Raw genomic sequence first — 23,396 nt, 5'->3', positions numbered from 1 at the left:
CGGTTGCGCGGATCGCACCTGTCCACTGGACGACATGCCACGACAACCGTCCCACAGCCCCATCCGTTTGCTAACGTGGCTTCGCCTTCGAACCGGGAGATCCCATGTTCCGCCAGACCGTGGCTGCCCTTGCCGTGCTGATTGCCGGTGCCTTGCCCATTGCCGTGCATGCGGCGCCCGCGCAGCCTCCGATCTTCGGTGCCTACTACCCCGGTGGTTCGGCCGAGCGCTACCCGGTGTCGAGCATTTCCGCCGAGCGCCTGACCCATCTGTTCTATGCGTTCTCCACCATCGAGGACGGGCGCTGCACGATCGGCGCGGAAGCGCCGAAGAATTTCGCGGCGCTGGCCGAGCTGAAGAAGGCGCACCCGCACCTGCGCACGCTGATCTCGATCGGTGGCTGGGGCGCGGGCGGTTTCTCCGATGCAGCGCTGACCGAAGCCAGCCGCAAGCGCCTGGTCGATTCCTGCATGGCGCTGTTCTTCGATCGTCACGCCGGCAGCTTCGATGGCGTGGACATCGACTGGGAGTTCCCGGTCAGCGGTGGGCCGAAGGAGCTGGCACATCGCCCGCAGGATCGCGCCAACCTGACCCGGCTCGCGCAGGCCTTCCGCGTGGCCCTCGATGCGCGTGGCCGCAAGCTCGGGCAGCCGATGCTGCTGACCGCCGCGCTGGCCGCCGGTCGCCTGCAGACCGATGGCCCCTACGATCCAGCGGCGAGCTATGACCTGCCGGCGCTGGCCAAAGTGTTCGATTTCATCAACCTGATGAGCTACGACATGGGCACCGGCTTCTCATCGGTATCGACCTTCAATGCGCCCCTGCATGAAGTATCGACCGATCCGCTGGCACCGGAGCTGCGGCGCTGGAACAACGTGGCCGGCGCAGTGCAGTACTACCGCGAGCACGGTGTGCCGGCCGACAAGCTGGTGCTGGGCGTGCCGTTCTACGGGCGCGGCTTCAAGGTCACCGGCGATGCACCGGATGGCCTGTATCAGCCCTACAGCGCACCGGCCGACGCCGGCGACTGGCGGGTGATCAAGGCGCGCTATCTGGACCAGCCGGGCTGGACGAAGCACTGGCAGCCGCAGGCGCAGAGCCCGTGGCTGTACAACGCCGGGCAGAAGATCTTCATCAGCTATGAAGACCCGCGCTCGATCGGCCTGCGTGCGCAGTTCGCCCGCGAGCAGGGCCTGGCCGGGGTGTTCATGTGGGAGCTGACCGGCGACGACGAGCAGGCCAGCCTGCTCAACGCGATGCTTGGCCCGTGGCAGAAAGCACGCATCGGCGATTGAGCCTGTCCTTCGTGGGGTCGAGCCTGCTCGACTGCGCTTGGCGTGAAATCAACGGCAGTCACGCAGGCCTGGCTCTACCGGGCCGGGCCTGGCCGGTGCGGACAACGTAGCGCCGGGCCACGCCCGGCGAACGCTCAATCGGCCCAGACGCTGTTGGGATCACCGTTGCGGGCGCGGCGCTGGCTGGCGACGGCCAGGCGGGCGAAGCCGAAGGCCATGGCCAGCGCGATGGCATCGACCCAGAACAGCGGCCAGTGGCCACGCGCCGCCGCGCGCCACAGCCAGTCACCATTGAGTGCACCGTGCAGGACCGGCACCAGTGCAGTGCTGATTGCTGCGGCCCACAGCAGCTCGCGCGCGGCCTGCGCGGGTCGGCGCAGTGCAGCCCACAGCGCACAGGCTGCCCAGCTGCCGAAGCAGGCCCAGCGGATGCCGTGGTCGACCGCCGACGGTGCCAGCCGCTCCAGCACCAGTGCGGTGACGAACGCGACCGAGATCGCCACGCACAGGCCGATGCACACGCCGACCGTGGCCCGTGCCATGTTCACCCCGGCACGCGGCTGTTGCGGCTGGCGACGCTTGCGTCGCGACTCGATCCACAACAGGTTGCCGGAGTAGAACAGGAACGCACCGCCGAGGCCGAGCAGGAAGTACAGCCAGACCACGACGCCGTTGCCGAACTCGCCGAAGTGCAGTGCGTAGGCCGCGCTGAGCGTGGCGTGGTTGGCATCGCGCTGGCCCGGCAGCTGGGAGGCCAGGACGTTGCCGGTGGCCACGTCCAGGGCCACCGAGCCGAGCGGGCCGAGTGTGCCGGTGGATTCACCAGTGATCTCGATCGTGGCGTTGGCATCGCCGGCGTTGGCCAGCTTCAGGTAGGCGGGTTCGAAGTTGGCCACGCCCTGTGCGCGGGCCACTTCAAGCGCACGCGCATGCAGCAGGCGCAGGCTGCCCGGCGGTGCCGGGATGCCACTGGCGTCGCGCACCGGCGCGGTGTCCATTACGGTCGGTACCGCCTGCAGGGCCTTGCCGTCGTAGATCAACGGATTGAGCAGGGCCATCTGCACGAACACCAGGCAGAGCAGGGCGCCAGTGACCGCGAACATCAGGTGGAAGGGCAGGCTGAGCACGCCGATCACGTTGTGCGCGTCCTGCCACAGCTGCTTCAGGTTGCGGCCCGGCCGCAGCGCGAACAGGTCGCCGAACAGCTTTGGCAGGTGGATCACCAGGCCGCTCAGCAGCGCCATGCCATACAGCAGGCTGACGATGCCCATCACGTAGATACCGGCCACCGGCAGTCCGAGGCTGTAATGCAGTTCGTTGACCAGTTCGGCCAGCCCGGTCTGTGGCGGCGTCGGGCTGCCGGCAATCTGGCCCGGCCAGGCATAGCGCCAGCTGCCGTCATCTGCCTGCCAATAGGCCAGTGGTTGTGGATGCTCGGCGCCAGGGAAGGTCATGCCGACGTGGCGGCGGGCTTCCGGGTGTGTCGCCAGCACGTCTTCCAGCAGGTACTGCGCGTCGTCCAGGCCCGCCGGCAACGCGGTGGCTGCACCCGGGGTCTGCCACAGCGGCAGGTCGTGGTGGAACAGGGTCAGCGCACCCGCGTAGAAGGCCACGAACAGGCCGAAGCCGGCAACCAGGCCGACCCAGGTGTGCAGGGTGGTGAACGTACGCAGGGTCTGCGAGCTGAACTTCATGGGGTGGGTCTCATTGCACCGCGCCGGTCAGGCGCAGCAGCGTCAGCACGGCGAAGCCGGCCGCAGCGTTGCCGGCCAGTGTCAACCAGGCGCGCAGTGCGCTGCGGAAGCTGAACGCCCACAGGGCAGCCAGCATCCACAGCGGGATGAACGTGATCAGGCTGGGCACCAGCGCGTTCTGCCAGGGGCCTGGCGGCAGCCAGGTCACCAGCCCGGTCACGGCCGCGGCCAGGAAGAAGCCGGCCACGATGCCGGCGAAGGCGCGCGGCCACATCAGGGCGACTCCGTGCCCGGGCGATGCCAGGCGGCCAGGGCGGGCAGCAGCATCGCGGCCAGCATCCAGGTGCACAGCATCGCCACCAGGCCAGCAGCAAAGCCGAGTTCGGCCATCCACAGCCACAACGCGGCAGCGGCAGCGACCAGGCCGATCTGGCGGCCGAGGCGGCCGGCGCGGCGCAGGCGCGGCCAGCGGCAGTGCGGCGAGGCGGCATAGAACGCCAGCACCGAGAACATCGCCGCCAGCATGCCCAGGCTGCAGAAGCCCAGCGTGGAAAGGCCGACGGTGATCATTGCGGGCGGCCGCCTTGGCAGCGGGCCGGCGAACGCGGGGCACGGGCGGGGCCGGCGGGAGCCGGTCGGAGCGGGTGGCGCATCACGAGGTCCTGGGGGAAAGCGGGCAGGCTGGCACGGGGCGGGCTGCGCGGACATGGTAATCATTGCGTTTTCACGCCGCCAGCGCTGGCCATTCAGCGGACCGTACGGTAGCCCTTGGGCTTTCCGGTGCGCTGGTTTAAGATCATCTCAGAACCCTGACTGGAACAAGGTGGCCCGCGCCCAGCGCCGGCCGAGCGTGCGACATGAGCACTACCACCGCCCACTGTTGACCTGCCCCCGAAGGCCCTGTGTTCCAGGCGCCCTCGCGGCGCTTTTTTATTGCCCGGGCAATGGCCCGGGAACGCTTTCCAGCCCGCCCCGCGGGCCCCGCACGAAGCCAATGCGATGATCAACATTACCCTTCCCGACGGCAGCCGCCGCGAGTTCGAAAACCCCGTCAGCGTCATGGACGTCGCCCAGTCGATCGGTGCCGGCCTGGCCAAGGCCACCATCGCCGGTTCGGTCGATGGCGTGCTGGTCGATGCCAGTGACGTCATCGACCACGATGCCAGCCTGCGCATCATCACCGCCAAGGACGAGGAGGGCGTGGAGATCATCCGCCACTCCTGCGCCCACCTGGTCGGCCACGCCGTCAAGCAGCTGTACCCGGACGTCAAGATGGTGATCGGCCCGGTGATCGCCGAGGGCTTCTACTACGACATCTACTCCGAGCGCCCGTTCACCCCGGATGACATGGCCGCGATCGAGAAGCGCATGGGCGAGCTGATCGCCCAGGATTACGACGTCATCAAGAAGGTGACGCCGCGTGCCGAAGTGATCGAGATCTTCAAGGCCCGTGGCGAGGACTACAAGCTGCGCCTGATCGAAGACATGTCCGACGACATCCAGGCGATGGGCATGTATTACCACCAGGAATACGTGGACATGTGCCGCGGCCCGCACGTGCCGAACACGCGCTTCCTGAAGGCCTTCAAGCTGACCCGCATCTCCGGCGCCTACTGGCGCGGCGACGCGCAGAACGAGCAGCTGCAGCGCATCTACGGCACCGCCTGGGCCGACAAGAAGCAGCTCGAGGCGTACATCAAGCGCATCGAGGAAGCCGAGATGCGCGACCACCGCCGCATCGGCAAGCAGCAGGACCTGTTCCACCTGCAGGAAGAGGCCCCGGGCCTGGTGTTCTGGCACCCCAAGGGCTGGGCGCTGTGGCAGGTGGTCGAGCAGTACATGCGCAAGGTGTACCGCAAGACCGGCTACGGCGAAGTGCGCTGCCCGCAGATCCTGGACGTGAGCCTGTGGCAGAAATCCGGCCACTGGGACAACTACCAGGACGCGATGTTCTTCACCGAATCGGAGAAGCGCACCTACGCGCTCAAGCCGATGAACTGCCCGGGCCACGTGCAGGTGTTCAACCAGGGCCTGCACAGCTACCGCGACCTGCCGATCCGCTACGGTGAGTTCGGTGCCTGCCACCGCAACGAGCCGTCCGGCGCGCTGCACGGCATCCTGCGCGTGCGTGGTTTCACCCAGGACGACGGCCACGTGTTCTGCACCGAAAACCAGGTCGAGGCGGAAGTGACCGCGTTCCACCAGCAGGCGCTGGCGGTTTACCAGCACTTCGGCTTCGATGAGATCCAGGTCAAGATCGCGCTGCGTCCGGAATCGCGCCTGGGCGACGACGCCACCTGGGACAAGGCCGAGGGCGCGCTGCGCTCGGCACTGTCCAGCAATGGGGTGGAGTGGCAGGAGCTGCCGGGCGAGGGCGCCTTCTATGGCCCGAAGATCGAGTACCACCTGAAGGACGCGATCGGCCGTACCTGGCAGCTGGGCACCATGCAGGTCGACTTCATGATGCCGGGCCGTCTGGGCGCCGAGTACGTGGATGAGAACAGCCAGAAGAAGCACCCGGTCATGCTGCACCGCGCCATCGTCGGCTCGATGGAGCGCTTCCTGGGCATCCTGATCGAGCACCATGCCGGCCAGTTCCCGGCCTGGCTGGCGCCGACCCAGGTGGTGGTGGCCAACATCACCGACGCCCAGGCCGACTACGTCTCGGGCGTGACCAAAACCCTTGCGGAGCAAGGCTTCCGCGTCAGCTCGGATTTGCGTAACGAGAAGATCGGCTATAAAATCCGCGAGCATACGTTGCAGCGCGTGCCCTACCTGCTGGTCATTGGTGACCGCGAGAAGGAAAATGGGGCTGTGGCGGTGCGTACGCGTTCTGGCGAAGACCTGGGCAGCATGAGCCTGCAGGCCTTCATCGAGCGGCTCCACGCCGAGGGCGCGTAAGCAAAGGTCCGGTCCGGGCGCACAGGCACCCGGACCGGTTCGATACCCTTGGGAGAACGTAATATCAGCACCCCTGACAACAAACAGAACCGCAAGAATCAGGAAATCCGTGTGCCGCGCGTCCGCGTGATCGGCAGTGACGGAGAAATGATCGGCGTGTTGTCGCGCGACGAAGCGCTGTCCATGGCCGAAGATGAAGGCCTGGACCTGGTCGAAATCCAGCCGCAGGCCGATCCGCCGGTCTGCAAGATCATGGACTTCGGCAAGTTCAAGTTCGAAGCGCAGAAGAAGGCCAGCGAGGCCAAGAAGAAGACCAAGCAGGTCGAGATCAAGGAAGTGAAGTTCCGTCCGGTCACGGACGAGGGCGACTACCAGATCAAGCTGCGCAAGATGCGCGGGTTCCTCGAAGATGGTGACAAGATCAAGGTCAACATCCGTTTCCGTGGCCGTGAAATGAGCCACCAGGAACTGGGCCGCGAAATGGCCAACCGGATCGAGACCGATCTGGGCGAGGACATCGTCATTGAATCCCGTCCGCGCCTGGAAGGGCGTCAGATGGTCATGATGATCGCGCCGAAGAAGAAGACCTGAGGCCTGACGGGCCGCCTTCCGGGGCGCCTGGCTGAATGGTTCAGGGTAAAGGGACGCCATGGGCGTCCCTTTGCTTTTGCAGCAAGCCGGTGAATTGCCGGCGAAAGGGTTGCAGGGGCTGGTGGCAGGGCTGTTTTGCCTGTATCATGCCCGGCTCGACCCACCCAGGACGGGTCGTACGCCGATCATGGCAGGACGGAAAGAGCGGCCCAGGCCGCCGCCAGATCAGTCAGAAACCAGGGTCATATCCCATCAAGGACATTGCAATGCCCAAGATCAAGACCAACCGGGCAGCGGCCAAGCGTTTCCGCAAGACCGCCTCGGGCAAGTACAAGTGCGGCCACGCCAACCGTAGCCACATCCTCACGAAGAAAGCGACCAAGCGTAAGCGTAATCTGCGTCAGACGGGCCATGTCCGTGCAGAAGACGCAGGCCGTCTGGACCGCATGCTCCCTTACCTCTGAGGAACTGAAAAATGGCACGAGTTAAGCGTGGCGTACAGGCGCGTCGCCGCCACAAGAAGATTCTGGATCTCGCCAAGGGCTATTACAACGCCCGTCGCAAGGTCTTCCGCGTCGCCAAGCAGGCGGTCATCAAGGCACAGCAGTACGCCTACATCGGCCGTAAGCAGAAGAAGCGCAACTTCCGTTCGCTGTGGATCACCCGTATCAATGCGGCTGCCCGCATCAACGGCCTGAGCTACAGCCGCTTCATGAACGGTCTGCTGAAGGCCGGCATCACCCTGGATCGCAAGGTCCTGGCTGACATCGCCGTGCACGACGCAGCTGGTTTTGCTGCGCTGGCCGAAAAGGCCAAGGGCGCGCTGGCGGCATAAGTCCTTCCCGATGCCGTAACCGTTCACTCGGAACGGTGTCAGGTCAAGGCAATGCATGGGGAAGGGCGCAAGTCCTTCCCCATTCTTTTTTGGGTCCCGGCGCGGCCACAGCGGCAGCGCGGGGACGGCGGTGGCGACAGGGGTCGGCCCTTCGCGCATCGCGATGGCAGATCGACTGGAGTTCCGGCCCCCCATGAGCGACATCCAATCCCTCACCACCCAGGCGCTGGCCGATGTGGCCGCCGCACAGAGCCCCGACGTGCTGGAACAGCTGCGCGTGGCCCTGCTTGGCAAGAGTGGCAGCATCACCTCGCAGCTCAAGCAGCTCGGCGCCCTGCCGGCCGACGAGCGCAAGGCCGCCGGTGAAGCGATCAACCAGGCCCGCGACGCGCTGACCCGCGCGCTGGGCGAGCGCAAGGCGCTGCTGGAAGACGCGGCACTGGATGCACGCCTGGCCGCCGAAACCATCGACATCACCCTGCCGGGCCGCAATGGCGATCGTGCCGGCCTGCATCCGATCACGCGCACCCTGGAGCGCATCACCGGCATCTTCGGCCGGCTGGGCTACGAGCTGTCGGAAGGTCCGGAGATCGAGGACGACTGGCACAACTTCGAGGCGCTGAACTTCCCGCCGCACCATCCGGCGCGCGCCATGCACGATACCTTCTACTTCGGCGACGGCCGCCTGCTGCGCACGCACACCTCGGGTGTGCAGGTGCGCTACATGGGCGACCACGCGCCGCCGCTGCGCATGATCGCCGCCGGCAAGGTGTACCGCAGCGACAGCGACCAGACCCATTCGCCGATGTTCCACCAGGTGGAAGGCCTGCTGGTGGACGAGCATTCGACCTTCGCCGACCTGAAGGGCACGCTGGCCGAGTTCGTGCGTGCGTTCTTCGAGCGCGACTTCGAGATGCGCTTCCGCCCCAGCTATTTCCCGTTCGTTGAACCGGGCGCGGAAGTGGACATCGCCTGGCAGCAGCCCGATGGCAGCACCCGCTGGCTGGAAGTGCTCGGCTGCGGCATGGTCCATCCGAACGTGCTGCGCAACGTCGGCATCGATCCGGAGCGCTACACCGGCTTCGCCTTCGGCATGGGCGTGGAGCGCTTCGCGATGCTGCGCTACGGCGTCAACGACCTGCGCGCGTTCTTCGAGAACGACGTGCGGTTCCTGAAACAGTTCGCGTAAGCCGCAACCGTGTAGAGCCGAGCCATGCTCGGCTGCTTTTCTGGATGGACGCCTCCTTGCGCATGCGCTGGGCGACCACAAAAACCGCAACGGGAGGCGCGCCTCCCACCAGGGTGACACCATGAAATTCTCCGAAAACTGGCTGCGCAGCCACGTCCCGACCGGCGCCTCGCGCGATGAACTGAGTGCGGTGCTGACCGCCATTGGCCTGGAAGTGGAAGAAGTGACCGCGCTGGGCGAGGGCCTCGAGCACGTGGTCGTGGCACGCATCGTCGAAGCCGTACGCCATCCGGAAGCCGACCGCCTGCAGGTGTGCAGGGTCGACGCCGGGCAGGGCGAGCTGCTGCAGATCGTCTGCGGTGCGCCGAATGCGCGCCCGGGCCTGGTTGCGCCGCTGGCAATGGTCGGTGCGCAGATCGGCGAGCTGAAGATCAAGCCGGCCAAGCTGCGCGGCGTCGAGTCCAACGGCATGCTGTGCTCGGCCAAGGAGCTGGGCCTGGACAACGATGCTTCCGGCCTGCTGGAACTGCCCGATGACGCCCCGGTCGGCCAGACCCTGGTCGACTACCTGGGCCTGCCGGACGCCAGCATCGAGATCAAGCTGACCCCGAACCGCGCCGACTGCTTCAGCCTGCGCGGGATCGCCTACGACGTCGCCGCCGCCACCCGCAGCGAAGTGCTGGCGTTCGCCGCCGACGCCATTCCGGCGGCCGGCAGCCGTGAGCTGAGCATCCAGCTCGACGCCGGCGCCGAAGCGCCGCGTTACCTGGGCCGTGTCATCGAAGGCGTCGACGCCGCTGCCAGGACCCCGTTGTGGATGGCCGAACGTCTGCGCCGCAGCGGCGTGCGCCCGGTCTCGCTGCTGGTCGACATCACCCAGTATGTGATGTTGGAACTGGGCCAGCCGATGCACGCCTACGACCTCGGCACCCTGCAGGGCAGCATCGCCGTGCGCCGTTCGCGCGCTGGCGAGAGCCTGAAGCTGCTGGACGGCCGCGATGCCGCGCTGGACGACAGCTTCCTGGTGGTCACCGACGCCGATCGTGCGGTCGGCCTGGCCGGCCTGATGGGCGGCTTCGACACCCGTGTCACCGACGCCACTACTGCCGTGTTCCTGGAAGCCGCGCATTTCGCGCCGGCCGCGATCATGGGCCGTGGCCGCAAGCTGGGCCTGCACACCGATGCCGGCCACCGCTTCGAGCGTGGTGTCGATCCGGCACTGCCGCGCACCGCGATCGAGTACGCCACCCGCCTGGTGCTGGACCTGGCCGGCGGTACCCCGGCGCCGGTCACCGAGGCCGTGCGTGAAGCCGATCTGCCGCAGCCGGCAACCATCGTGCTGCGCCGCGCCCGCATCACCCGCGTGCTCGGCATCACCATCGACGATGCGGAAGTCGAGCGCATCCTGCGCGCGCTGGGCATGGACGTGGTTGCCACCGCCGATGGCTGGCAGGTGGCCGCGCCGAGCCGCCGCTTCGACATCGCCATCGAAGAAGACCTGATCGAGGAGCTGGCCCGGATCCACGGTTACGAGCAGATCCCGACCACGCTGCCGGGCGGTGCCTCGCGCGTGGCGATGCCGAGCGAGACCCAGCTGGATGCGCTGAGCGTGCGTCGCCAGCTGATCGCCCGTGACCAGCAGGAAACCGTCAATTTCGCCTTCGTCGACGACGCACTGCTGACCCAGTGGCAGCTGCGCGACGGCCTGGTGCCGCTGGCCAACCCGCTGTCGGCCGAACTGGCGGTGATGCGCCCGTCGCTGCTGCCGGGCCTGGTCGCCACGTTGGGCCGCAACGCCGCCCGCCAGCTCGGCCGCGTGCGCCTGTTCGAGCTGGGCCGCGTGTTCGCCCAGCAGGCCGGAGACGGTCAACCGGCGCCGCTGGAGACCCCGCGCGTGGCCGCTGCGGTCTGTGGTGACGCGCAGGCGGTGCAGTGGGGCCTGCCGACCCGCAAGGTCGATTTCCATGACCTGAAGGGCGACCTGGAATCGCTGGCGGCCGCCAGTGGCGCGCAGCTGGAGTTCCGCCCGTCGGCGCGCGCCTACGGCCACCCGGCGCGTTCGGCCGAGGTGTTCCGCGATGGCGTGTCGATCGGCTGGATCGGCCAGATCCACCCGCGCCTGGCCAAGGCGATGGAGATCGAAGCCGACGTCTATGCCTTCGAGCTGGACCTGGAGCCGCTGACCGCCCGCCGCCTGCCGCGTGCCGGCGAACTGTCGCGCTTCCCGGCGGTGCGCCGCGACCTGGCGTTCCTGGTGCCTGAACAGGTGGCCTGGGCCGATCTGGCGGCCACCGTCCGCCAGGCCGCCGGCCCGCTGCTGCGCGACCTGAACCTGTTCGACCGCTATGTCGGCCAGGGCGTCGAGCCGGGATTCAAGAGTCTCGCTATGGGCTTGATTTTGCAGGACAAGTCGCGCACTCTGACGGACCGCGACGTGGATGCGGTGGTGGCCGAGGCGGTCACTGCCATCGAGCGTGAACACCACGCCCGGATCCGCGGCTGAGCGGGCAGCACTCGGGGGTAGCAGGCAATGGCATTGACCAAGGCGGAGATGGCGGAAAAGCTGTTCGACGAAGTCGGTCTGAACAAGCGGGAAGCCAAGGAATTCGTCGACGCGTTTTTCGATGTGCTGCGTGAAGCATTGGAACAGGGACGTCAGGTGAAGCTGTCGGGCTTCGGTAATTTCGATCTGCGGCGCAAGAACCAGCGCCCGGGTCGCAACCCCAAGACCGGCGAGGAAATTCCGATTTCCGCCCGTACGGTGGTCACCTTCCGTCCGGGCCAGAAGCTCAAGGAGAGGGTGGAAGCTTATGCTGGATCCGGGCAGTAACCGCGAACTACCGCCGATCCCGGCCAAGCGCTACTTCACCATTGGTGAGGTCAGCGAGCTGTGCGACGTCAAGCCGCACGTGCTGCGCTACTGGGAAACCGAGTTTCCCAGCCTTGAGCCGGCCAAGCGCCGAGGCAACCGCCGCTACTACCAGCGCCATGACGTGCTGATGGTGCGGCAGATCCGCAGCCTGCTGTACGAACAGGGCTACACCATCGGTGGTGCACGCCTGCGTCTGGACGGTCCCGATGCCCGCGAGGAATCGGCACTGAGCAACCAGATCATCAAGCAGGTGCGCATGGAGCTGGAAGAAGTGCTGCAGTTGCTGCGCCGCTGATCCCATTTCCATCGTAATCCGCTATACTTCACGGCCCGCCGCACTGGCGGGCACATCGCAGCATCAGTCGGGGCGTAGCGCAGCCTGGTAGCGCATCTGCCTGGGGGGCAGAGGGTCGTCGGTTCGAATCCGGCCGTCCCGACCACTGTGATGAATCAAGAAGCCTGCGCAGCGATGCGTGGGCTTTTTTGTGCGTGCGGTGTATGCTGCGCGCCACTCGTACTACCGCGGCTGCTGAACCCGGTACTCACGAGAACACATCATGGAATCTGCAAGAAACCGTGCCTGGCGTCGCAGCCAGGCCCGCAACCGCGGTGGCGACCGCGCTACGACTGCGTACAGCTATAAGCCTGAAAAGAACTGGAAGCTGTTGTATACGCGCGATGCCAAGCTCGCGCGTGCACGCCAGCTGGGCTTCACCTATCCGGTCCTCAGCGCCCGCCAACTGCAGGAACAGGAATGATCAACCTGCTGTTCGTCTGCAGCCGCAACCAGCTGCGCAGCCCGACCGCCGAAGCCATGTGGCGACGGCGGCCCGGCTTCACTGCGCTGTCGGCCGGCACCAGCCCGCATGCACGGCGCCCCATCGGCCCGGCGGACATCCGCTGGGCCGATGTCATCTTCGTGATGGAGGCCAAGCACCAGCATCGCCTGCAGGCCGCGTACGCGCGCCTGCTGGAACACAAGCGCCTGCATTGCCTGGACATCCCCGACGACTATCGCTGCATGGATCCGCTGTTGATGGACCTGCTGGACGCCAAGGTAACTACGTATCTGGATCAGCTGCCGGCAAAGCGGTAGATCAGCTCCGGATCCCCTTCGTCCAGGCCATGCACGATGCCGCTGTCGATGAAACCCGAGGCGGCGAGCAGGCGTTGCATGCCGGTATTGGAGGCATTGGTCGAAGTGAACAGCTTGCCCTGGCCCTGGAGCGCGATGGCATGGCGCAGCAGCGCGGCGCCGACGCCCTGGCTGCGTTGCTCGCGCGCCACCATCAGCATCTCGACGAAGGCTTCGCCGAAGAAGTGACGATGGATGACCAGGTAACCGGCCAGCTGGCCGGCGCGTTCTGCCACGTGCATGCCATCGCTGGCCTGCCAGTCGCTGATCTGCCGTGCGCGTTGTGGATCACGGGCCGCAACGCTGTCGAGCGCGATCAACGCGGGAACGTCGGCGAGCATTGCCTTGCGGATGTGCAGCATTGTCGCGGAGGGATCGGGCGGTACCATCGCATGCTCCTGGGCTGGGTGCGCCCAGTCTATCGATCACCTCGGCGGTGCCTGCCGATCCGCCGCAGCCAGCGTGTGGACGGCAGTCAATACACACGGAATTCTGCGCGGCAGCCATCGCTGACCCACACGCCGCGTCGGTCCCAGCCCCAGTTGCGGTCCTCGATGCAGGGGGTCACCGATTTCTGCTTCACCAGGTGCACCTCGCGATGCACGCGGATGCGGCATTCCTTGTCCTTCTGCTCATAGGACTCGCAGACCAGGCGCTCGCCGTCGTCCTCCCGGTCACGATCCCGGCCGCGCCCCGGCCAGCGGCCGCGTCCATGCTCGTCGGCCACGAACTCGGCGCGACATCCGTCGGTGACCCAGAGCATGCGGCGGCTCTGGCCCCAGTTCCTGCCCTCGACGCAGCGGGTGACCGACAGCTGCCTGGCCAGGCGCATGCGGCCTTCGATCAGGCACTGCTGGGTCTTGTTGGACTGCGACTCGCAGCGCAGCGGCGGAATGTGATCGCTGTCGTAATCCTGGGCGGCCACCGTGGTGGCGGCCAGCAGCAGGGCCAGGGAAGAGGCGGCGATCGGCAGCAGCAGGCGATGGGTCATGGAGAGCCTCGGCAGGGGAACGGGCCGCAAGAATGGACCAGCCCGAGGCTGTCGGAACGGATCGTTCCGGCGCTGGCTCAGTGGGGATTTAGTAGTGCGCACGGGCCCATGCAGGGCCTTACATCCCTTATCATCGCTGCACATCCGATCGCATCGGCTTACACCTTCTTACATGTCTCCCACGCTTGCCGGCACCGCCTGTGGTTGCCGTCACTGGCGTGCAGCCGGCTTGTGGAGGAGGATGCGCGGACCACGACGACCACAGGGGGTTGCGTTGATCAGCAGTACCGTCATTCATCGCTCGGCTGGCGCAGAGGCCGGGCAGGTGCGTGTCCTGGACACCACGTTCAAGGGCAAGCATGTGTTCATTGCGTGGGGCCTGCGCGGGCCGGAACTGACCCGCAGCGCAGACCCGGCCGCCACCGTGGCTGCGCGCAAGGCGCTGCATGCCGTGGCCGGCCACAGCGAGGGGCCGCGCAGCCCGGAAGTGTTCATCGCCAACCAGTCCGCGGTGGCGATCACCGTCTATCGGCTGCTGACCGAAGCGCGTTCGGGCGATGCCATCTTCTTCCTGTGTGATTCACAGGCGGTGGTCGATTGGCTGATCACCGCACTGGAAGTGCAGGGCGAGGGCTGACCGCGCGCAGGGTCAGGCCAGCGCTGCGTCCACCGCCGCAAGCGCGTGCAGGGTGGTGGTGTCGAACAGAGGCACCGCACTGTCTTCGGGGCGCACCAGCAGCATGATCTCGGTACAGCCGAGGATGATCGCTTCGGCACCGCGCGCGACCAGGCGCGCGATCACACTGGCATAGACCTGCCGCGAGTGTTCGCTGACCACGCCGGCGATCAGCTCCTGGTAGATGATGTCATGCACGCTACGGCGATCATCGGCCTCCGGAACCAGTACCTGCAGCCCGAAACGGTCCTGCAGCCGGTCGCGGTAGAACGCCTGCTCCATGGTGAAGGCAGTGCCGAGCAGCCCCACCTTGCGGATGCCAGCCTGGAGGATCGCAGCGGCGGTCGGGTCGGCGATATGCAGCAGAGGCAGCGGGCACTCCGCTTCGATCCGGTCGGTCAGCGCGTGCATGGTGTTGGTGCAGATCACCAGCAACTCGGCGCCGCCGGCCTGCAGGCGTCGTGCGCCATCGAGCATGTGGTCGCCCAGCGCACCCCAGTCGCCGTCGTGCTGCAACTGCTTGATCGGGGCGAAGTTCACCGACCACAGCAGCAGTTGTGCCGAGTGCGCGCCACCGAGGCGCTGCCGCACCGCCTCGTTGATGAGCCGGTAGTACTGCGCCGAGCTTTCCCAGCTCATGCCGCCGATCAGGCCGAGGGTCTTCATGCACTGCTCCATGCCAGAGGGGGCCATTGCAGCACAGATGGCCATGGCAATGCCGTGCACGGCTGCCGGCATCTGTAACCGTCGCATCCACCGCATGCTGTATGTGCCGCATCCTGCATGGGTGCCCTATGCTGGTGCCGTCTTCTGAAGTGGAAACCGGCATGGCCCTGCATACCTGGTGGTGGTTCCTGGCCACGGTCTTCGTGCTGTGCGGGACGCCCGGGCCGAACATGCTGCACATCCTTGGCCGCAGCGTCGGGTTGGGGTTTCGTGGCAGCGTGCCGGCCATGGCCGGCTGCCTGCTGGCGATGCTGCTGGTGCTGGCCGCTTCCGCTGCAGGCCTGAGCGCCTTGCTGCATTCTTCGCCGCTGCTGTTCGAGGTGCTGCGCTATCTCGGCGTGGCCTACCTGGCCTGGCTGGGCATCAAGGCGTGGCGTGACAGCACCCGGCCGGCACCGCCGGTGGCCAACGATGCAGAGGTCGTGCTGGCGCCGGTGCACGGCGCGGGCACGGTGTTCCGCGGCGGCCTGTGGGTTGGCTTGAGCAACCCCAAGTTGTTGTTGTTCGCGGCAGCGTTCCTGCCGCAGTTCGTCGACCCGTCGCGCAGCCAGGCCGTGCAGTACAGCGTGCTGGTGGCGACCTTCGCGACCTGCGAACTGTTCTGGTACGTGATGTATGCCGCCGGTGGCCACGGCCTGCGCCGTTGGTTGGCCAAACCCTTCGCACGGCGCTGGTTCGAGCGGCTGGTGGGGAGCGTGTTCCTGGCCTTCGCGGTGGCCCTGCTGCGCTTCCGGCCGCGCTGATTCACGCCGCGCACGCGGCCTGTTCACGACTGCCGCATCCGCGGCGGCCTAGCCTGATCACACCGTTTGCATTCCCTGCGGGGAAAGGACTGACATGATCAAGTGGGCCATCATCTTTGCCATCATCGGCATCATCGCAGGCGTGCTGGGCTTCGGCGGCATCGCCGGTGCCGCCGTGGGCATCGCCAAGTTCCTGTTCTGGGCCGGCATCATCATCGCCGTGGTGCTGTTCCTGATCGGCATGAGCGTGGCCAAGAAGGTCAGCTAGCGCCTGTCGCGCAGCAGCGGGTTCAGTGCGCGCTGCTGCGCGAGAACAGGTTGATCACCAGCACGCCGGCACAGATCAGGCCGATGCCGATCAGCGCCGGTGCATCCAGGCGCTGCTTGAATACCACCAGGCCGATCAGCGAGATCAACACGATGCCGACGCCGGACCAGATGGCATAGGCAATGCCGGTCGGTATCGATTTCATGGTGACTGACAGCAGGTAGAAGCACAGTCCGTAGCCGACCAGCGCGCCAAGCGTCGGCCACAGCCGGCTCATGCCGTCTGAGGCTTTCAGCAGCGACGTGGCAATCACTTCCAGCACGATGGCCGCAGCCAAGTAGATATAGGGGTTCATCGCGGGCTCCGGGTCACTGCGGGTCGCACAGCTTGAGGGCCTGTTCGGCCATGGCCAGTGCATTGAGGCGTTCTTCTTCATCCAGCGGACGGCCGTAGGCGGTGGCCCAGTAGCCGTCGGCAACGCAGCGCGCTGCATACAGGCGCGGGTCGGAGGCTTCATCCGGGAATTCGGCCAGCATGCCTCGCAGCCATGCGCCCCACTGGGCAAGCAGGGCAGGTTCGAGCATGTTGCCCAGGGTCAGGCCGATGTCGTTGTCCCGCTCCTGCTGCAGCAGGTGATCGAAGTTGGCCCGTACGTAGGCGCGGCTGAAGCAGCCATGGCGGGGGCTGCCTTCCATCAGGCCGCGCACCTGCGCTTCGAAGTCGGCGATGAGTGTGGCGATGGCTTCATCGACCAGCACCTGCTTGCTGCTGAAATGGTGGAACAACGCGCCTTTGCTGACCCCGGCCGCGCGCGCGACATCCTGTACGGTCAGCGCCGCCAGTCCATGCTGGCCGATCACTGTGATGGTGGCCTGCAGCAATGACTGGCGCACGCTGTCGGGCGCCTTGCGGCGCGAACGGGAAGGGGATGCGGACATGGGCGGGAAAAAACCGACTGGACGGTACGATTGTAGCGCAGGCCTGCCGCCGCGCCGTGGCTGCCGGCCCGTGCCGGCAGCGTGGATTCAACCGTCGATGCGTGCGAAGCGTGGCTGGGGGCCGTGCTCGCCGGGCACCTGTTCGATGAACATCGGGTAGGGGCGCACCCACAGGCCGCCTTCGCCATACAGGGCGCGGTACAGCACCAGCGGTTCCAGTGTCTCGCTGCTGCGGACGATGTCGATTACTTCGTACTCGCCGCCCTTGAAGTGGCGATACCGGCCACGGGCGAGGTCGGGCAGGGGACTCAGCTCAGCCATGACGGAGCGTGCTCACTTGCGCGCCGGGCTGGCCGGCGTGGCGCAGTACGCGTCGATGGCTTCGGCGGTGTTGGCCATGCCCTGTGCCTGCGCCAGTTCCCATGGGCGTTCGCAGCGCTGGCTGTGCTCGCACCACTGGTAGCCGGCCGAACCAATGCAGCCATGCGCATCGCGATCACCACCCACCACGGGCGTGGCCGTCGACTTAGCGCTGGCATCGGCACGCGCGGTCGCCGCCTTGTCCGGGCTGGCACAGGCGGACAGCACCAGCAGGGCGGGAATCAGAAATAGCGCTTTCATCGGGCGGGCTCCGTGCCTAAAGCAACAGTGTCCGCCGCAGCCCTCCCGACGGCAAGCGCTCAGTGCACGGCGGCGCGGACCAGTTCTTCGATCAGGATCAGATAGCTGGCCACGAAATAGAACTTCAGCAACGTCCAGCGCTGCTGCGAGAAGAAGGTGCGCATGTGGAAGGGGCCCCTGTTGATGACGGTAGTGTGAAGCCAGGCTGACTCCGTGACAAGGATCACGGAATGAACGGGCTAAACGGACTCAGGGATGTGATGAGGGTGGTGTTCTGACGGACAGGCGCGGGTTTTTCGTACTTATCTGATGGGAGCGCCCTGATGGGCTGGCTAGGGTGACGGCATCAGCAGAGGGGCTAGTACCCCCTGCGCCTTTCCCAGAAGGAGCGTCCCATGGTCATTACCGTCAAGTGCAGTGCCGCGCAGTGGTCCCTGTTGGACCCGGCTGAGGGCGTGGCTGAAGCATTCAACACCGGCGCCGCAGCGTTCGATGCCGCGGTTGGCCGGGCCAGCGCCCACCACCGCCGGACCGGCCAGGGCGCCATAGTGCGTGTGGAAGCACTGGGCAACAGCGTGGATGCCGTGCACTTCGAGGCGTTGGCGATTGCCTCCGGGCCGGTTATCGGGCTTAATCCTGCGCCGGTGGCGTAACGCCAGACGATCCCTCGCGCACTGCCTGGCTTACGAAATGGCTCAGCCACGATGGATTGACCGTCTTGGCATAGACATGACCGATCTGCGCCGGCAGGGCGCGATCCTGCAATACGCGCAAGGGTTGTTGGGCCAGGACGAGGATGAGCAGATCCCTGCGCAGGCAGCAGATGCGGCGCAGCAGTGGCATGCCGTCAACCTGGCCCACAGTCGGCATGCAGGGATCGATGATCAGTGCCTTGCATCGCGGGCTGGCAATCTGGGTCAGGACCTCTGCGGGCGAGCGTGCTTCGCCGAGCGCTTTGCCGCCCAGGTAGGGGAGGGCGCCGTGTATCAGTTCGCGTCGGATCCAGGGATTTGCATCGGCGATGACGAGGGTGGGGATCGGGGATGACCGGTTTTCGCAGGCGCCGCTGCCTGAATGGAGCGGCAAAGCGTCAACAGCTTGAGGTATGTGCATGAAGGCTATGGATTGTCGGGGCCACAGCCTTTGGGCAGGAGGTCGTAATAGGGGATGTTAGTCCAGCAGCGCCATTCACGGCTGCGCGTGTCCATGATCAGCACCAGGTTGCTTCGCCATTTCCCCAGGTTGTAGCCAGCATCGAATCGCAGCAGGCAATCGATCTCGAAGCCGCCATCTGCACGATAGCTTGCCGCGATGGTTTCACAGCGCTCACTGCTCTCCGGTAGTCCCAGCTTGCGGTTGTCTGAGCCATAGAAATCCCCCCGTTCGGCCAGCCACGCCTCCACTCCTGCCTTCCCGCCGGCCAGCTCGGTCAGGGCCGCCGCCAGCTTGGATCGGGTAGAGAACTTCTTGTATTGCGGGACTGCGATCAGCGAGAGAATCATGATGATGGCCAGGACCACCATGAGTTCGATCAGAGAGAATCCGCGCTGGTGGTGTGCGTGATTCGATCCGCAGCCAGCCTTTGATGTTTTCATTTTCATCGGTTCCTTCGTCAGGAAATCAACGTTGAATCGTGGATGGCGCACGCAATGGAAAGGCGCATGCGACTGTGGGCAGGTTGAGCAGTCCGCGCAGTGGCATGCGCCCGTGATCAGGCCTGGCAGCCCTGGGGAAGCAGGCTCTGGTCCGAGATGTCGCTCCTGCGGAGCCAGACGCCCTCCGAGTCGCGATCCAAGGTCAGGTTGCCACTGCCGATTGCAGCGTCGTTCTTGAGCTCGCAGTTGATGCTCGTAGATCCATCCGTGACATCGCTTGTCACCGTAATCCAGGTACAGCGGGAGCTCGACTCGGGCAGGCCAATCGATGCCGACGTGGTGACCTCGCTGCCCTCGGCGAGGAGTGATTCAACGCCAACTTTTCCGCCGGCAACTTCTGCGAGGGCGCCAGCCAGCTTTGCCTTGGCCGAGAACCGCTGATACTGCGGCAGGGCAATCATCGCGAGAATCCCGATGATCGCCACCACCACCATGAGCTCAACAAGGGAAAAACCCTTCTGCCGGGATGGGCCTGTGCCTGCGCGGGGTGTCGGGCCGGGTACGGTATTCATGATAATCCTCTGTGACATGGCGGTTTCCTGGGTTCGGCCACGAAACGATCATTCGCGGCGCAGCCATAGAAAATCACGTGTGCAGCAGTGGGTATATTCAAGAACTGGTAAAGTCGAACCTGTTTAGTAACTGCACGATTGTTTTGCAGGTAATCAGAAGGTGCGCCGTAGCTCCATGGGGCACGGCGTCGCCACTGCATGCACATCGGCCTTGCTTGCAGTGCATCGCCATGCGCCCGCAGGGGTTCGCCGCCATCGCACGCTGCCCTCCTGGTGCAGATCACAGGTCAGCACTGCGCGGCCGGTATCGGGGAGTGCGGCGCGCAGGCGCGCGCAGTGTGCGGTGCTGGCAGGCAGGCCGAGGTGCGGGTCGGTCACGGTGAGATCACCTTCGGCGTAACTGTTTTCCACGGCGGCGATGGCGCCGCCCAGCACGTTGGCCGCATCGCGCAGCCGGGTTCGGCTGGCATCGTCATCCAGGCGGGGCGCACACAGCAGTAGTGCGTAGATGGCTGTCAGTCCGGCGACGATGCTGACCGAAGCCCATCGCCGGTAGTGCCGCGGGTGATGTGTCGCCTGGGTGGTTGATCGAGGGCGCATGGACGGCAGCTCCTGCGGTTGAGAAGGGCGCGCGGCGCAACTACAGGCCGGGGCCGCTCTCCCCAGAGCAGCCCCGGCATTCCGATCCCCTGCCTATCGTTGCCTCGCGTTACAGCGCCAGCGAACTTTCCACGTCCAGTACGATGCGCCGGGCGAGGGCAAGATTGGCCTTCTGCCGGTCCAGCACCACATAGAAGAACAGGCCCTTCTTGGCCGACACCGGGCGCAGCACGTGGTACGCCCGACCCAGGGTGATCAGCACGTCTTCGATGTTGTCGTTGAGGTTCAGCGCTTCGGCCGTCTTCATCTTGGCGCGCAGCACCTCGGTGTTTCCGGCTGCCGCCAGTTCCATGTCCACGCCCGAGCCGGCGTCACCCAGCAGCATGCCGCTTTCGAAGTCGACCAGGGCAACGGCTTGCGCGCCGTTGATCTGCATGAGCGTGTCCAGGCATTTGTTGATGGCGATATTCATTTCAGTGGTCCGTTGCGGGTGTGAGGGGGTGAAGAGGCGTCTGAGTACTGAGAGGGACATGTATCAGTCCGGGGTGTTGGCCAATGCGCGCACGCACTGCTTGGCATGCCACAGCACGGTGCCGATGACGCAGCTGTGGTCGCACGCCGTCATCAACAGGCGCGGTTGCTTCCCTGGAATGGCGAGCATCAGTACCTTGCCGTTGGCGGCATCGAGGATGAGTGTGTCGAGTTCACCAAAGTGCAGTTCGCGACCCAACGCACTGGCCAGGCCGAGCATCGAGCTGGTCATCGCGGCCAGTCGATCGGCGACATGGCCCTTCGGGCCGGCCTGGGCCAGGGCGAAACCATCAGTGCTGGCAACGACGAGCGCCTGGATGCCGGTGACATCGTGTACCAGCGCGTCGAGTGCCGATGTGCGGTCGACGTCATTCATGGGTGGCCGCCATGGCATTGCATTCGATCTGGCTCATCAGCAGGTCCATCGCAATGACGGCCTGTGCCATGTCGCGTGGGTCCAGCGGCAATGCCGGCAGGTGTGGCGCATGGTCCTGCAACCAGTCCTGCCAGTGCGGCTGTACCGGATCATCGGTGCTGCCGCATCGGGTGAAGCCGATGACCACGGGCAGGCCCGGTGCGCTTTCGGCGATGGCTCTCAGATGCCGCCCGGCCAGCGTGGCGCCCACGCTGGCGCTGCCATCGATCAGGACGATGGCACCTTCTGCACCGGCCAGCAGGATCGGCCAGATGTAGGAGAAGCGTTCCTGCCCCGGCGATCCGTACAGGCGCAGGCGGTCGCCGCCTGGCAGGTCGATGTCGCCATAGTCCATCGCCACGGTGGTGTATTGCTTGCCCACGGAAGGGTCGGTATTGCGGGCTTCCGTCACCACGGCCGTGCCCTGGGTCAGGGTCTGCACGAGGGTGGACTTGCCCGCGCCGAGTGGGCCCATCACTACGATCTTGTGCTCACGCACGGTCATGCACTCCAGCGGATGCGAAGTTGTCGCCACAGATTGACGAGGCCGTCGGCGGGCGAGGGGCGCACGGGAGCGTCCTCGCCCACGACGGGAAAGGCATAGGCGGTGAGGAACGCTGCGTTGAAGAACGACTGCACGGATTGGCGTGGCAGATCGAGGATGTCGCAGCATGCCCGCACGGACGCGCCCTGCTTGATCAGCAGCGCGCACAGTCGGAAGTGATCGGGACGATGGGTCAGGATGCGGAAGTCTGGCCAACGCCGGAGGCGCAACTTCGTGCAGTCCTGCAGGGGCGGGATCGGCACGCCGCGCCCGTCCGTGACCAGGGCAACGTTCCACAGCGTCAGACGCAGCGGAACATTGCTGCACACCGTTGCACGCTGCACGAAGACCTCCTGTGTCACCGGTACCAGGCTCAGCCGAGGGTCTGCGTCGCCCAGTAGTCTCTGCAGCAGTGTCAGCGTGATCGGCGCGGGTGCGGTGGTCATCATCCGGTCGTTCCTGGCGTCCAGCCAGCACACGGTGGCCCCGTCATGAATGATCGCGGCATGGGCCGAACGCCGTGGCAGCGCGCCATCGCTTGCCAGGTGCAGGCGCAACTGCTGTACGAACGGCAATGCGGCAGTTGGCAATGCGGCCGGCGCCAGTGGCTCTGCTTCAAAGGGCTCTTGCAGATCCTCAAACGGTTGACGACGGAAACGGACCATGGGATGTCCAGGGCAGCGAGTGATCGGAGGTCACTTTGTAAGCGGCCCCTCTGGCTTTCTGGAATGAAACTATTGGGAAAACTGCAGTGCCATTCGTGTTTTTGATGCTCTCTGCAACAAATGGAATTGGCCGGATGTTTATGCTTCGATGAAATCAATTGCAGTGAGCGATTATTAAGTTGACGTAACATGGAATGATTACTAGCGTCTCCACTGCGCACTGCGGCGTGACTATTGACGGGTAATCAGCATGCTCACTCGAATTGCCATTGCGGATGATCATCCACTGGTCCTGCTTGGCACGCGCATCGTGATCGAGGCCGGTGGGCGCCATCGCGTGGTGGCGGAGGCGCGATGTGCAGAAAGCCTGCTGGCCATCCTGGCCGAAGAACCGGTGGATCTGGTGGTGACTGATTTTTCGATGCCGGATGTCGGCCGCTCGGACGGCCAGGCGATGCTGCAGGCATTGAGTCGCAATTACCCCAAGGTGCCGGTGATCCTGGTCACGATGGTCACCAATGCCACCACCTTGAACATGGCCATGCGTACCGGTGTGCGCGGACTGGTGTGGAAGTGCAGTTGCGTGGATGGCACCCGCAAGGCGGTCGATACCGTGTTGAGCGGAGGGATCTACCTGGACCCCCAGTTGGCGCACTGCCTGCAGGAGGGTGGGCGCGAGCGATCGCTTTCGGTGTTGTCGCCCAAGGAGCTGGAAGTTCTGCGGCTGTATGTGTCGGGGCCTTCGATCACAGAGATCGCCGGGCAGCTGCGGCGCACCGTCAGTACCATCAGCCGGCAACGCATTTCGGCGATGAGGAAGCTGGGCATCAGCAATGATGCCGAGTTGTTCGCCTATGCGTTCGAGGAACGCCTGGGCAATGCCGGTGGCATGGCCAGTGGGGCAGCAAACGGGAGCCCGTGAGCTCACAGCGGTCCAGTCAGGTCCGGTTGCGTTGTTTGAATGGGGAAAAACTGCCGTTGCGCCCCCCTCTGTGCGGC

Annotated in this window: 34 protein-coding genes and 1 tRNA gene; 18 read left to right on the top strand and 17 right to left on the bottom strand. The window is 65.6% G+C overall.

Translation table 11 applies throughout. The features are described 5' to 3' along the window. The first annotated feature begins 104 nt into the window (after window positions 1-104). A complete protein-coding gene (locus tag AB1281_RS13165; protein ID WP_430346124.1) occupies window positions 105-1,295 on the top strand; it encodes a glycoside hydrolase family 18 protein in 1,191 nt (396 codons plus the stop codon). Window positions 1,296-1,429: 134 nt separating this feature from the next. Here AB1281_RS13165 and AB1281_RS13160 read toward each other — a convergent pair whose 3' ends face one another. From AB1281_RS13160 to AB1281_RS13150, 3 genes are read right to left on the bottom strand one after another with little or no spacing between them, the layout of a single operon-like run. After that, window positions 1,430-2,989: a PepSY-associated TM helix domain-containing protein gene (locus AB1281_RS13160; protein ID WP_430346123.1), complete on the bottom strand. Its 1,560-nt coding sequence runs from the start codon at window positions 2,987-2,989 to the stop codon at window positions 1,430-1,432. Between the two features lie 10 nt (window positions 2,990-2,999). Further along, a complete protein-coding gene (locus tag AB1281_RS13155) occupies window positions 3,000-3,263 on the bottom strand; it encodes a hypothetical protein (protein WP_430346122.1) in 264 nt (87 codons plus the stop codon). Further along, entirely contained in the window at window positions 3,263-3,559 is a 297-nt protein-coding gene (locus AB1281_RS13150; RefSeq protein ID WP_014037937.1) for a hypothetical protein, read from the bottom strand. Before AB1281_RS13150 ends, AB1281_RS13155 begins: the two co-directional genes overlap by 1 nt. A gap of 429 nt (window positions 3,560-3,988) precedes the next feature. Between AB1281_RS13150 and thrS the strand changes: the two genes are divergently transcribed. From thrS to AB1281_RS13095, 11 genes are all read left to right on the top strand, one after another. Further along, complete coding sequence (gene thrS, locus AB1281_RS13145; protein ID WP_075677155.1) at window positions 3,989-5,890, top strand: threonine--tRNA ligase; 1,902 nt, start codon at window positions 3,989-3,991, stop codon at window positions 5,888-5,890. 48 nt (window positions 5,891-5,938) lie between these two features. After that, a complete protein-coding gene (gene infC, locus AB1281_RS13140; RefSeq protein ID WP_005410437.1) occupies window positions 5,939-6,481 on the top strand; it encodes a translation initiation factor IF-3 in 543 nt (180 codons plus the stop codon). 266 nt (window positions 6,482-6,747) lie between these two features. Next, window positions 6,748-6,945, top strand: coding sequence for a 50S ribosomal protein L35 (gene rpmI / locus AB1281_RS13135; protein ID WP_005410436.1), 198 nt, complete (start codon window positions 6,748-6,750; stop codon window positions 6,943-6,945). 11 nt (window positions 6,946-6,956) lie between these two features. Further along, entirely contained in the window at window positions 6,957-7,316 is a 360-nt protein-coding gene (gene rplT / locus AB1281_RS13130) for a 50S ribosomal protein L20 (protein ID WP_005410435.1), read from the top strand. Window positions 7,317-7,509: 193 nt separating this feature from the next. Beyond that, the gene (locus tag AB1281_RS13125; protein WP_014037935.1) at window positions 7,510-8,505 is read left to right on the top strand and encodes a phenylalanine--tRNA ligase subunit alpha; all 996 of its coding nucleotides are present in this window, start codon (window positions 7,510-7,512) and stop codon (window positions 8,503-8,505) included. Between the two features lie 121 nt (window positions 8,506-8,626). Further along, window positions 8,627-11,008: a phenylalanine--tRNA ligase subunit beta gene (gene pheT / locus AB1281_RS13120; RefSeq protein ID WP_430346121.1), complete on the top strand. Its 2,382-nt coding sequence runs from the start codon at window positions 8,627-8,629 to the stop codon at window positions 11,006-11,008. A 27-nt stretch (window positions 11,009-11,035) separates the two neighbouring features. Next, entirely contained in the window at window positions 11,036-11,335 is a 300-nt protein-coding gene (locus AB1281_RS13115; protein WP_005410432.1) for an integration host factor subunit alpha, read from the top strand. Next, complete coding sequence (locus AB1281_RS13110) at window positions 11,316-11,672, top strand: MerR family transcriptional regulator (protein WP_005410431.1); 357 nt, start codon at window positions 11,316-11,318, stop codon at window positions 11,670-11,672. The genes AB1281_RS13115 and AB1281_RS13110 overlap by 20 nt, the downstream gene beginning before the upstream one ends. Before the next feature lie 68 nt (window positions 11,673-11,740). Continuing rightward, window positions 11,741-11,817: transfer RNA gene (locus AB1281_RS13105), tRNA-Pro, on the top strand. 117 nt (window positions 11,818-11,934) lie between these two features. After that, window positions 11,935-12,135 (top strand): hypothetical protein, encoded by a 201-nt coding sequence (locus AB1281_RS13100; protein ID WP_014037933.1) that lies wholly within the window; start codon window positions 11,935-11,937, stop codon window positions 12,133-12,135. After that, a complete protein-coding gene (locus AB1281_RS13095; RefSeq protein WP_197588393.1) occupies window positions 12,132-12,473 on the top strand; it encodes a phosphotyrosine protein phosphatase in 342 nt (113 codons plus the stop codon). Before AB1281_RS13100 ends, AB1281_RS13095 begins: the two co-directional genes overlap by 4 nt. Here the strand turns inward: AB1281_RS13095 and AB1281_RS13090 are convergent. Further along, complete coding sequence (locus tag AB1281_RS13090; protein ID WP_430346120.1) at window positions 12,452-12,901, bottom strand: N-acetyltransferase family protein; 450 nt, start codon at window positions 12,899-12,901, stop codon at window positions 12,452-12,454. The genes AB1281_RS13095 and AB1281_RS13090 overlap by 22 nt on opposite strands. Before the next feature lie 86 nt (window positions 12,902-12,987). Continuing rightward, window positions 12,988-13,503, bottom strand: a complete 516-nt coding sequence (locus tag AB1281_RS13085) for a DUF3011 domain-containing protein (protein WP_430346119.1) — start codon at window positions 13,501-13,503, stop codon at window positions 12,988-12,990. A gap of 241 nt (window positions 13,504-13,744) precedes the next feature. On the opposite strand from AB1281_RS13085, the gene AB1281_RS13080 reads away from it, so the two are divergent. Further along, on the top strand, window positions 13,745-14,140 hold the full coding sequence (locus AB1281_RS13080; RefSeq protein WP_014037929.1) for a hypothetical protein: 396 nt from the start codon (window positions 13,745-13,747) through the stop codon (window positions 14,138-14,140). Between the two features lie 12 nt (window positions 14,141-14,152). Here AB1281_RS13080 and AB1281_RS13075 read toward each other — a convergent pair whose 3' ends face one another. Then, on the bottom strand, window positions 14,153-14,845 hold the full coding sequence (locus AB1281_RS13075) for an aspartate/glutamate racemase family protein (protein WP_430346118.1): 693 nt from the start codon (window positions 14,843-14,845) through the stop codon (window positions 14,153-14,155). A 161-nt stretch (window positions 14,846-15,006) separates the two neighbouring features. Between AB1281_RS13075 and AB1281_RS13070 the strand changes: the two genes are divergently transcribed. Next, the gene (locus AB1281_RS13070) at window positions 15,007-15,648 is read left to right on the top strand and encodes a LysE family translocator (RefSeq protein WP_430346117.1); all 642 of its coding nucleotides are present in this window, start codon (window positions 15,007-15,009) and stop codon (window positions 15,646-15,648) included. A 94-nt stretch (window positions 15,649-15,742) separates the two neighbouring features. Next, window positions 15,743-15,916 carry a DUF1328 domain-containing protein gene (locus tag AB1281_RS13065; protein WP_005417836.1) on the top strand — a complete coding sequence of 58 codons (174 nt, stop codon included), beginning with the start codon at window positions 15,743-15,745 and terminating at the stop codon, window positions 15,914-15,916. A 22-nt stretch (window positions 15,917-15,938) separates the two neighbouring features. On the opposite strand, the gene AB1281_RS13060 is transcribed toward AB1281_RS13065, so the two are convergent. The 4 genes from AB1281_RS13060 to AB1281_RS13045 all read right to left on the bottom strand — a co-directional run bounded on the left by AB1281_RS13060 (window position 15,939) and on the right by AB1281_RS13045 (window position 17,475). Beyond that, window positions 15,939-16,271: an SMR family transporter gene (locus AB1281_RS13060; protein WP_075677169.1), complete on the bottom strand. Its 333-nt coding sequence runs from the start codon at window positions 16,269-16,271 to the stop codon at window positions 15,939-15,941. A 13-nt stretch (window positions 16,272-16,284) separates the two neighbouring features. Next, a complete protein-coding gene (locus AB1281_RS13055; protein WP_430346116.1) occupies window positions 16,285-16,854 on the bottom strand; it encodes a TetR/AcrR family transcriptional regulator in 570 nt (189 codons plus the stop codon). 87 nt (window positions 16,855-16,941) lie between these two features. Beyond that, on the bottom strand, window positions 16,942-17,175 hold the full coding sequence (locus AB1281_RS13050) for a DUF1653 domain-containing protein (protein WP_262082767.1): 234 nt from the start codon (window positions 17,173-17,175) through the stop codon (window positions 16,942-16,944). Window positions 17,176-17,187: 12 nt separating this feature from the next. Next, on the bottom strand, window positions 17,188-17,475 hold the full coding sequence (locus AB1281_RS13045; protein ID WP_430346115.1) for a hypothetical protein: 288 nt from the start codon (window positions 17,473-17,475) through the stop codon (window positions 17,188-17,190). Between the two features lie 395 nt (window positions 17,476-17,870). Between AB1281_RS13045 and AB1281_RS13040 the strand changes: the two genes are divergently transcribed. Together AB1281_RS13040 and AB1281_RS13035 are read left to right on the top strand one after the other, a co-directional pair. After that, window positions 17,871-18,128, top strand: a complete 258-nt coding sequence (locus AB1281_RS13040) for a hypothetical protein (protein ID WP_430346114.1) — start codon at window positions 17,871-17,873, stop codon at window positions 18,126-18,128. A gap of 76 nt (window positions 18,129-18,204) precedes the next feature. Continuing rightward, complete coding sequence (locus AB1281_RS13035; RefSeq protein WP_430346113.1) at window positions 18,205-18,522, top strand: hypothetical protein; 318 nt, start codon at window positions 18,205-18,207, stop codon at window positions 18,520-18,522. Between the two features lie 71 nt (window positions 18,523-18,593). Here the strand turns inward: AB1281_RS13035 and AB1281_RS13030 are convergent, their stop codons facing one another. From AB1281_RS13030 to AB1281_RS13000, 7 genes are all read right to left on the bottom strand, one after another. Next, window positions 18,594-19,070, bottom strand: a complete 477-nt coding sequence (locus AB1281_RS13030) for a type IV pilin protein (protein ID WP_430346112.1) — start codon at window positions 19,068-19,070, stop codon at window positions 18,594-18,596. A 116-nt stretch (window positions 19,071-19,186) separates the two neighbouring features. Continuing rightward, the gene (locus AB1281_RS13025) at window positions 19,187-19,642 is read right to left on the bottom strand and encodes a pilin (protein WP_430346111.1); all 456 of its coding nucleotides are present in this window, start codon (window positions 19,640-19,642) and stop codon (window positions 19,187-19,189) included. Window positions 19,643-19,795: 153 nt separating this feature from the next. Then, a complete protein-coding gene (locus tag AB1281_RS13020; RefSeq protein WP_430346110.1) occupies window positions 19,796-20,242 on the bottom strand; it encodes a pilin in 447 nt (148 codons plus the stop codon). Window positions 20,243-20,351: 109 nt separating this feature from the next. After that, the gene (locus tag AB1281_RS13015) at window positions 20,352-20,714 is read right to left on the bottom strand and encodes a hypothetical protein (protein WP_014037914.1); all 363 of its coding nucleotides are present in this window, start codon (window positions 20,712-20,714) and stop codon (window positions 20,352-20,354) included. 63 nt (window positions 20,715-20,777) lie between these two features. Further along, entirely contained in the window at window positions 20,778-21,149 is a 372-nt protein-coding gene (locus AB1281_RS13010) for a roadblock/LC7 domain-containing protein (RefSeq protein ID WP_430346109.1), read from the bottom strand. After that, entirely contained in the window at window positions 21,142-21,693 is a 552-nt protein-coding gene (locus AB1281_RS13005; protein ID WP_430346108.1) for a GTP-binding protein, read from the bottom strand. The genes AB1281_RS13010 and AB1281_RS13005 overlap by 8 nt, the downstream gene beginning before the upstream one ends. Further along, a complete protein-coding gene (locus tag AB1281_RS13000) occupies window positions 21,690-22,397 on the bottom strand; it encodes a hypothetical protein (RefSeq protein WP_430346107.1) in 708 nt (235 codons plus the stop codon). Before AB1281_RS13000 ends, AB1281_RS13005 begins: the two co-directional genes overlap by 4 nt. Window positions 22,398-22,647: 250 nt before the next feature. On the opposite strand from AB1281_RS13000, the gene AB1281_RS12995 reads away from it, so the two are divergent. After that, window positions 22,648-23,319 (top strand): response regulator, encoded by a 672-nt coding sequence (locus tag AB1281_RS12995; protein ID WP_430346106.1) that lies wholly within the window; start codon window positions 22,648-22,650, stop codon window positions 23,317-23,319. Window positions 23,320-23,396 lie beyond the last annotated feature (77 nt).

Source organism: Stenotrophomonas sp. NRRL B-14846 (assembly GCF_050473585.1).
Lineage (GTDB): Bacteria > Pseudomonadota > Gammaproteobacteria > Xanthomonadales > Xanthomonadaceae > Stenotrophomonas.
Note: the sequence above shows the minus strand (reverse complement) of the source record. Positions and strands in the feature narration are given on the sequence as shown.

Coding starts and splice junctions, on each gene's coding strand:
- AB1281_RS13045 (WP_430346115.1), bottom strand. CDS start 17,475: ATGAAAGCGCTATTTCTGATTCCCGCCCTGCTGGTGCTGTCCGCCTGT.
- AB1281_RS13025 (WP_430346111.1), bottom strand. CDS start 19,642: ATGAATACCGTACCCGGCCCGACACCCCGCGCAGGCACAGGCCCATCC.
- AB1281_RS13000 (WP_430346107.1), bottom strand. CDS start 22,397: ATGGTCCGTTTCCGTCGTCAACCGTTTGAGGATCTGCAAGAGCCCTTT.
- AB1281_RS13050 (WP_262082767.1), bottom strand. CDS start 17,175: ATGGCTGAGCTGAGTCCCCTGCCCGACCTCGCCCGTGGCCGGTATCGC.
- AB1281_RS13010 (WP_430346109.1), bottom strand. CDS start 21,149: ATGAATGACGTCGACCGCACATCGGCACTCGACGCGCTGGTACACGAT.
- AB1281_RS12995 (WP_430346106.1), top strand. CDS start 22,648: ATGCTCACTCGAATTGCCATTGCGGATGATCATCCACTGGTCCTGCTT.
- AB1281_RS13020 (WP_430346110.1), bottom strand. CDS start 20,242: ATGCGCCCTCGATCAACCACCCAGGCGACACATCACCCGCGGCACTAC.
- AB1281_RS13060 (WP_075677169.1), bottom strand. CDS start 16,271: ATGAACCCCTATATCTACTTGGCTGCGGCCATCGTGCTGGAAGTGATT.
- AB1281_RS13040 (WP_430346114.1), top strand. CDS start 17,871: ATGGTCATTACCGTCAAGTGCAGTGCCGCGCAGTGGTCCCTGTTGGAC.
- AB1281_RS13150 (WP_014037937.1), bottom strand. CDS start 3,559: ATGATCACCGTCGGCCTTTCCACGCTGGGCTTCTGCAGCCTGGGCATG.
- AB1281_RS13115 (WP_005410432.1), top strand. CDS start 11,036: ATGGCATTGACCAAGGCGGAGATGGCGGAAAAGCTGTTCGACGAAGTC.
- thrS (WP_075677155.1), top strand. CDS start 3,989: ATGATCAACATTACCCTTCCCGACGGCAGCCGCCGCGAGTTCGAAAAC.
- AB1281_RS13085 (WP_430346119.1), bottom strand. CDS start 13,503: ATGACCCATCGCCTGCTGCTGCCGATCGCCGCCTCTTCCCTGGCCCTG.
- AB1281_RS13075 (WP_430346118.1), bottom strand. CDS start 14,845: ATGAAGACCCTCGGCCTGATCGGCGGCATGAGCTGGGAAAGCTCGGCG.
- AB1281_RS13030 (WP_430346112.1), bottom strand. CDS start 19,070: ATGAAAACATCAAAGGCTGGCTGCGGATCGAATCACGCACACCACCAG.
- AB1281_RS13090 (WP_430346120.1), bottom strand. CDS start 12,901: ATGGTACCGCCCGATCCCTCCGCGACAATGCTGCACATCCGCAAGGCA.
- AB1281_RS13155 (WP_430346122.1), bottom strand. CDS start 3,263: ATGTGGCCGCGCGCCTTCGCCGGCATCGTGGCCGGCTTCTTCCTGGCC.
- AB1281_RS13165 (WP_430346124.1), top strand. CDS start 105: ATGTTCCGCCAGACCGTGGCTGCCCTTGCCGTGCTGATTGCCGGTGCC.
- AB1281_RS13125 (WP_014037935.1), top strand. CDS start 7,510: ATGAGCGACATCCAATCCCTCACCACCCAGGCGCTGGCCGATGTGGCC.
- AB1281_RS13065 (WP_005417836.1), top strand. CDS start 15,743: ATGATCAAGTGGGCCATCATCTTTGCCATCATCGGCATCATCGCAGGC.
- AB1281_RS13160 (WP_430346123.1), bottom strand. CDS start 2,989: ATGAAGTTCAGCTCGCAGACCCTGCGTACGTTCACCACCCTGCACACC.
- AB1281_RS13035 (WP_430346113.1), top strand. CDS start 18,205: ATGACCGATCTGCGCCGGCAGGGCGCGATCCTGCAATACGCGCAAGGG.
- AB1281_RS13095 (WP_197588393.1), top strand. CDS start 12,132: ATGATCAACCTGCTGTTCGTCTGCAGCCGCAACCAGCTGCGCAGCCCG.
- AB1281_RS13005 (WP_430346108.1), bottom strand. CDS start 21,693: ATGACCGTGCGTGAGCACAAGATCGTAGTGATGGGCCCACTCGGCGCG.
- AB1281_RS13055 (WP_430346116.1), bottom strand. CDS start 16,854: ATGTCCGCATCCCCTTCCCGTTCGCGCCGCAAGGCGCCCGACAGCGTG.
- AB1281_RS13070 (WP_430346117.1), top strand. CDS start 15,007: ATGGCCCTGCATACCTGGTGGTGGTTCCTGGCCACGGTCTTCGTGCTG.
- AB1281_RS13110 (WP_005410431.1), top strand. CDS start 11,316: ATGCTGGATCCGGGCAGTAACCGCGAACTACCGCCGATCCCGGCCAAG.
- rplT (WP_005410435.1), top strand. CDS start 6,957: ATGGCACGAGTTAAGCGTGGCGTACAGGCGCGTCGCCGCCACAAGAAG.
- AB1281_RS13015 (WP_014037914.1), bottom strand. CDS start 20,714: ATGAATATCGCCATCAACAAATGCCTGGACACGCTCATGCAGATCAAC.
- AB1281_RS13100 (WP_014037933.1), top strand. CDS start 11,935: ATGGAATCTGCAAGAAACCGTGCCTGGCGTCGCAGCCAGGCCCGCAAC.
- AB1281_RS13080 (WP_014037929.1), top strand. CDS start 13,745: ATGCGCGGACCACGACGACCACAGGGGGTTGCGTTGATCAGCAGTACC.
- pheT (WP_430346121.1), top strand. CDS start 8,627: ATGAAATTCTCCGAAAACTGGCTGCGCAGCCACGTCCCGACCGGCGCC.
- rpmI (WP_005410436.1), top strand. CDS start 6,748: ATGCCCAAGATCAAGACCAACCGGGCAGCGGCCAAGCGTTTCCGCAAG.